The organism is Allokutzneria sp. NRRL B-24872, from assembly GCF_002155965.1.
Classification (GTDB): Bacteria; Actinomycetota; Actinomycetes; order Mycobacteriales; family Pseudonocardiaceae; genus Allokutzneria.
This window is the reverse complement of the sequence record NZ_MUMH01000132.1, coordinates 21,956-28,216: the sequence shown is the minus strand read 5'-3', so window position 1 is coordinate 28,216 and position 6,261 is coordinate 21,956. Positions and strand designations below refer to the sequence as shown.

The window sequence follows — 6,261 nt, the reverse complement described above, 5'->3', positions numbered from 1 at the left end:
AGGGTCGCCGCGTCCAGGTCGACGCCGTCGTAGGCGGTGGTGAAGGACTGCGCTTCGACGTTCCAGCCGTTCTTCAGGACGTCCTGGGAGATCGTGTCGCGCAGGACGGCCCAACCGGGGTCGATGGCGCGGCCGTAGGTGCCAGCGAGCTTGATCGCGCGGTCCAGGGTCACCCAGCCCATGACCCGCGAGTACACCCGGTGCCGCGGCGCGTGCCGCTCCTCCCAGATGCCGTGGTCGGCCTCGTCCCACCGCCGTGTGACGGCTTCGGCCATCGCCTCGACCATGCGCCAGTCGTCGTCAGTGAGCTCGCCGCGCACTTCGGCCAACTGTGCGACCAGGTCCACGACCGGGCCGAAGACGTCGAGCTGGACCTGCTGGTTGGCCAGGTTGCCCACCCGCACCGGGCGCGAGCCCGCGTAGCCGGGCAGCGTGTCGATGACCGCCTCCGGACCGAGGTGCGTGCCGTGCAGCGTGTAGAGCGGGTGCAGCCGCTCCGGGCCCGGCAGCGTCGCGAGCACGCCGTGCAGCCACTTCAAGTACTTTTCGGCCTCGTCCGTGGAACCCAACGAGACCAACGCCTGCGCGGACAGCGCCGCGTCGCGAATCCAGCAGTAGCGGTAGTCCCAGTTGCGGACGCCGCCGATCTCCTCCGGCAGCGACGTGGTCGCAGCGGCCAGGAAGGCGCCGGTCTCGTCGTGCTGCAGGCCCTTCAACGTAAGGGCGGAGCGAGCCACGAGGTCACGTTGGACCTCGGGCAGCCGCAACGTCGCCAGCCAGTCGGACCAGTAGGTCCCGGCGGCGGCGCGGCGCACCGGCTCGCTCCGCGAACTTGGGGAGAGATCGTCGCTGCCACAACGGAGTTCGAGCACGACTGGACGGTCGGGGGCCACCTCGACCACGGCGTGCGCTGACTCGTGCTGGCCGTCGGAGGTGATCGTCCACTCGACGCCGGGCGCGCGCAGCACGATCGGGTCGGAGGTGCCGAGCACCCGCAGGCCGTCCGCCTCGGCGGAGAGCTTGACCGCGACCTGGCCGAACTCCGGCCGCGGCGCGAAGTCGATCACCGCGCGGGTGTCGCCGGAGATCACGCGGACCAGCTCCGTGCGGCCTGATTCGCTCGCGTGGTCGAGGTAGTCGGTGACCAGCAGCTTCGACCAACGGGTCTCCACCGTCATCGTGCCCGGCAGGTAGCGCTGGCCCAGCGGAAGGCCGTTGCGCTCCGGCTTGATGCCGAAGACACCCGCGGTCGGACCGCCGAGCAGGTCGGCGAAGATCGCGCCCGAGTCCGGCTCCGGGTGGCAGAGCCAGGTGAGCTTCGCGTCCGGGGTCAGCAGCGCCACCGAGCGCTCGTTGGCCAGCATGGAGATGCGCTCGATCGGCACCGCCTGCTCGCCGTGCAGCCACGTCCGGCGCACCTCGACGAGGAAGGCCAGCACGGCGGCGACGTCGGCGGTCTCGGTGACGCGGAACGGCGCGACGGTCTCACCCTGGCCGACCTTGATGCCCAGGTCGGGCCCGGCGAGCGTGGCGAAGGCCTTCTCGTCGGTGACGTCGTCGCCGAGGAAGATCGCGGCGGTCGCACCGACCTGGCGGCGCAGCACGTTGAGGGCGTCGCCCTTGTCGGTGCGCACGACGGCCAGTTCGACCACGGCCTTGCCCTCGGTCACCTGCACGCCGTCCCAGGTGCACGGGCCGCTGCGCACCGCTTCCAGCAGGCGCTCGCCCACCTCGGGCTCGGCACGGCGAACGTGAACCGCGACGCTGGCGGGCTTGTGTTCCAGGTAGATGCCTTCGAGCCCGGCGGCCAGCTGCTCCAGCTCCGCCCGCACGCGGGCGAGGAGCTGGCGGGTGGGACCTTCGAGCGCGTGCACGAAACCCACGTCGAACTCGGAGCCGTGGCTGCCGACCAGGTGCACCTCGGCGGGCAGCCGGGACAGCGTGGCGAGGTCGCGCAGCGCGCGGCCGGAAATGACCGCGACCGTCGTCGAGGACAGCGCGGCCAGCGAGCGCAGCGCGTTCACCGACTCCGGCAGCGGGCGGGCCTGCTCGGGGTCGGCGACGATCGGCGCCAGCGTCCCGTCGTAGTCGCAGGCCACGAGCAGCCGGGGCGTCCTGGCCAGCTGCGCCAGGGCCCGGCGCAGCTCGGCGGGCAGCGCCGCGACCCCTGCCGGGGACGTCGCGGGCGTTGCGGCGAGCACCATGGGAAACCCTTCGATCACCGAGAGCCACCGTGGTCGGATTCACGGCAGGGCTGTTCGCGGGAACATAATCCGTTACTCGCGAGGAACCCAAACACTTGCCGGAATTCGTGGCCCAGGCTTGAGGGCGACTTAGGGTTTGACCTTTTCTTAGGAATTCGACCAGTTGCGGCACAGCGAGGACGTCGAGCGCGCCGCGGAGACGACGGCCTGCCACGGCGGGAGGTCGTGACCGGGGCGCGGGCGCACCACCCAGCGCGAGCCGGGCTCGCCGGGGACCAGCGGCGGCAGCGCCAGCCGGGTGCCGGGCGCGAGCAGCTGGACGTCGATGCGGACCAGGTCCAGCACCGTGTCCACGCGCACCGGGGTGACCGGGCCGGTGAGGAACACCCAGCGCTCGGGGTGTCCGGGGACGCCGAGGACCGGGCCGGTGAGCAGGTGGAGGGAGAGCATCGCGTTGGTCTCGGCGCCGAGCCCGGCGCGCATCGAGATCGCGCCGACGGTGTCACCGACGACCAGCTCGGCGGGGCCGGGGGCGGGCCCCAGCGCGAGGCCGAGCTGCTGGACTGAGGCGGGAGGCTCCGAGATGAGCGTCATGGCTTCTATCCCCTCGTGTGGCGAGGTACGTGATGTACCTCACTTCCACCAAGGAAAGCATCTGACTCCATCATTCGACCGTCAACCGGTTATTAACGGTCTCAAAGCGCTGCAATGTGCACATAAGTACCGACCTCTGGGCATTACCCCAATACATTTGTGCATTCGGCTCTCCTCGGTGACGGACCGGCCACGATCAGTGTCCGAATCGGGCTCACACCCGGTCGACGTCTCGACTGCGCCGCCCGCGAGGGGTTAGGTCCTTGCATGCCCGGTGCGGGCGCGCGCGAGGAGGTTGCGATGGCGGGGATCATCAGCGAACCCGGGATCACCTCGATCCCCGGCCTGCTGCGCGCCAGGATCGCCAGGACACCCGGCACCGAGGCGTTCCGCTTCCGGGGTCGCTCCGGCTGGGAATCGCTGACCTGGGCCGAGACCGGCACCAGGGTCCGCGAGATCGCGCTCGGGCTGCTCGCGCTCGGCGTGGGCGCGGGCCGCACCGCGGCGATCCTGTCCGGCACCAGGGTGGAGTGGCTGCTCGCCGACCTGGGCGTGCTCGCCACCGGCGCCGCCACCACCACGATCTACCCGACCAACACCGCCGACGAGTGCGCGTTCGTCCTCGCCGACTCCGGCAGCGTGGTGGTCTTCGCCGAGGACGAGGGCCAAGTCGAGAAACTTCGTTCCGTTCGAGACCGAGTACCTGCCGTGTCGAAGGTGATCCTCATCGAGGGCGATGCCGCCGACGACGACTGGGTGCTCTCCCTCGACGACGTCATCGCGCTCGGCCGCTCCGCCGATCCCACGACCTACGAGCGGGCGGTCGCGGCGATCACCCCGGACCAGCTGGCGACGCTGATCTACACCTCCGGCACCACGGGCAGGCCCAAGGGCGTGGAGCTGACCCACGACAACTGGCTCTACATCGCCGAGGCCGTCGACCCGCTCGACCTGATGCGCCCGGACGACCTGCACCTGTTGTGGCTGCCGATGTCGCACGTCTTCGGCAAGGCCATCGAGATCGCCGTGATCAACGGTGGTACTCCGACCGCGGTGGACGGCGCCGTGGACCGGATCGCGGCGAACATGGCGGAACTGCGTCCCACCGTGCTCGGCGCGGCCCCGCGCGTCTTCGAGAAGATCTACAACACCGTCCTCGCCACCGTGCGCGCCGAGGGCGGCGTGAAACTGCGGCTGTTCCGCTGGGCACGCGGTATCGGCCTGCGGCACGCCGCCGACCGCCGCGCGGGACGGCCTTCCCCGCTGTGGCTGCGCGTGCGCTTCGCGATCGCGGACAAGCTCGTCTTCACCAAGCTGCGGGCGCGCTTCGGCGGCCGGGTGCGCTACTTCGTCTCCGGTTCCGCGCCGCTGTCGCCGGAGATCGGCGAGTTCTTCGACGCCGCCGGGCTGCAGATCCGCGAGGGCTACGGCCTCACCGAGACCTCCGCCGCCTCGTTCCTGGCGCGGCCGGAGGAACTGCGCTTCGGCGTCATCGGCAGGCCGCTGCCCGGCACCGAGGTCCGCATCGCCGAGGACGGCGAGGTGCTGATCAAGGGGAGGGGCGTCATGCGCGGGTACCGAGGGCTGCCGGAGGCCACCGCCGCCGCGCTGGAGGACGGCTGGCTGCGCACCGGCGACATCGGCGAGCTCGACGACCGCGGCCGGCTGCGGATCACCGACCGGAAGAAGGAGCTGATCAAGACCTCCGGCGGCAAGTACGTCGCGCCGCAGGCGATCGAGGGCAAGATCAAGATCGCCTGCCCGTACGTGGCCAACGCGCTGGTGCACGGCGACCGCAGGAACTTCTGCGTGGCGCTCGTGACGCTGGACCCCGACATCGTCGCGAAGTGGGCCGGCACGCGCGGGCTCTCCGCCGACATGGCCGAGCTGACGCCCAACCCCGAGCTGCGCGCCGCCGTGCAGGAGGGCATCGACGCCGTCAACGCCACGCTCGCCAAGCACGAGACCGTGAAGGCGTTCGCGATCCTCAGCGACGACTTCACCGTGGAGCGCGGCGAGCTGACGCCGAGCATGAAGCTGCGCCGCCGCGTGGTCGAACAGCACTACGCGGACCTGCTGGACGGCTTCTACGACGGCATGATCGAGAAGGTCTAGCGCCCGGACTGCGTTTGCCGCCACCGCAAGCGTCACCCTTCAGAACGACCCCGTCCCCCACTAGCGTGACCTCGGGCCATCACTTGCGGATTCCGGCACGCCGCGTAGCGAATTGTCATTCGTTAGAGTGAAGGCGTGGTCGCACGACTAACGCGGGATCGGTCAACGAAGATAAACCCGCAACGGCTTTAAAGATCATGGAGCGCTGTTTCGCCGACGCGAAAGACCAGCTGAGGCGACGTTTGCATGAATTGAACGGCCTGGTGCATCTTCCAAGCCATGCGTGCCACACGCGCAAGAAAGTTGGCGGGACGGCCATCGGCGAATACGATGACGAAGCACGAAAAGAGGGCCCCTGCGCCAACAGGGGCCCAATCCCCGACGACCGGCTTGCCAACCACCATCGAGGTGTAAATCCGAAATGACTCTACCGCAGACTCCCGGCGACATTTCACCAGGTCACCCCATTCGTGTTCCCCCATCACCACATCGGAGCAGCCCGGCGCTCACGGCGGTGACGATCGGACGCGACCGGTTCGGCCGTCCGCAACTGCACCGCACGACCGTCGAGTCCTTCCCCGTTCCGGCGAACCCCGTCTCGCACCGGCGCCCGACCGCGTGGCCCGGCCAGCCGTCACGGCTGCGCGCCGCCGCGCTTGCGCAGCGGCACCCCGGCGTCGAGCAGGATGGTCCTGATGACGTGGTAGGACAGCCCAGAACTGGTCGCGAGGGCGCGCAGCGTCTCCCCGGCGAGGTAGGCGTCGGCCAGTGGTGCGACGTCGATGGAGTAGCTGGTGGCCGGCGGGATGCCCGACTCCACCCCGGCCTGGGCCAGCAGCAGCCGCAGCGTGCGCCGGTCGATCCCGGTCTCGTGGGCCAGCTCCCGCATGGACCGGCCCCTGCCGTAGGCGTGCGCCACGGCGTCGGCGGTCTCGTCCACCGTCTCGCGCAGGCAGGTTGCGTCACTCGTGCGCACCCCCGCCTCCAGTAGCAGCTGGCGCACCTGGGCGGGGCGGCGGTTGACCTCGTTGGCCAGTTCCTGGATCGGAGTCCGGCTCCGCAGGAAACGGGCGGCGAGTTCCTGGGCCGTCTCCCGCCGCTGCTGCCCGTAAAGCCGGGAATGCTGTTCAGCCACGGGACCCGTCCCGGGGCACCCGAACCACACTGCCACCCTGCCGCCGAAAGGACAGAACGGAAGAAGACGCACTGCGCGAAACGAAACAAGAAAAAGATTCCACCCATGCCGCCGTCACACCCGCAGCACCTCCACTCCCCCGAAGTCCCCCGACCCGGTGACAGCACGACAAGGAACTCCGGCCATTTCGCTAGAGAACCGCACCGTGTTGTC

General features: G+C 70.0%; 4 protein-coding genes. 1 reads left to right on the top strand and 3 read right to left on the bottom strand.

Going from position 1 to position 6,261, the window contains the following annotated elements:
- Both otsB and CCN37_RS29900 read right to left on the bottom strand, forming a co-directional pair.
- Positions 1 to 2,204 (bottom strand): trehalose-phosphatase (otsB, locus tag CCN37_RS29905; protein WP_086827248.1); only part of this gene is annotated, 2,204 nt, incomplete at its 3' end.
- Between the two features lie 147 nt (positions 2,205 to 2,351).
- Positions 2,352 to 2,798, bottom strand: coding sequence for a hypothetical protein (locus CCN37_RS29900; protein WP_086827246.1), 447 nt, complete (start codon positions 2,796 to 2,798; stop codon positions 2,352 to 2,354).
- A gap of 300 nt (positions 2,799 to 3,098) precedes the next feature.
- On the opposite strand from CCN37_RS29900, the gene CCN37_RS29895 reads away from it, so the two are divergent.
- The gene (locus CCN37_RS29895; RefSeq protein ID WP_086827244.1) at positions 3,099 to 4,913 is read left to right on the top strand and encodes a long-chain fatty acid--CoA ligase; all 1,815 of its coding nucleotides are present in this window, start codon (positions 3,099 to 3,101) and stop codon (positions 4,911 to 4,913) included.
- 634 nt (positions 4,914 to 5,547) lie between these two features.
- Here the strand turns inward: CCN37_RS29895 and CCN37_RS41115 are convergent.
- Positions 5,548 to 6,048 carry a helix-turn-helix domain-containing protein gene (locus CCN37_RS41115; protein WP_086827242.1) on the bottom strand — a complete coding sequence of 167 codons (501 nt, stop codon included), beginning with the start codon at positions 6,046 to 6,048 and terminating at the stop codon, positions 5,548 to 5,550.
- Positions 6,049 to 6,261 lie beyond the last annotated feature (213 nt).

What these genes read in the sequence shown, in the direction of transcription:
- CCN37_RS29900 (WP_086827246.1), bottom strand. Translation starts at nt 2,798, where the DNA reads ATGACGCTCATCTCGGAGCCTCCCGCCTCAGTCCAGCAGCTCGGCCTC.
- CCN37_RS29895 (WP_086827244.1), top strand. Translation starts at nt 3,099, where the DNA reads ATGGCGGGGATCATCAGCGAACCCGGGATCACCTCGATCCCCGGCCTG.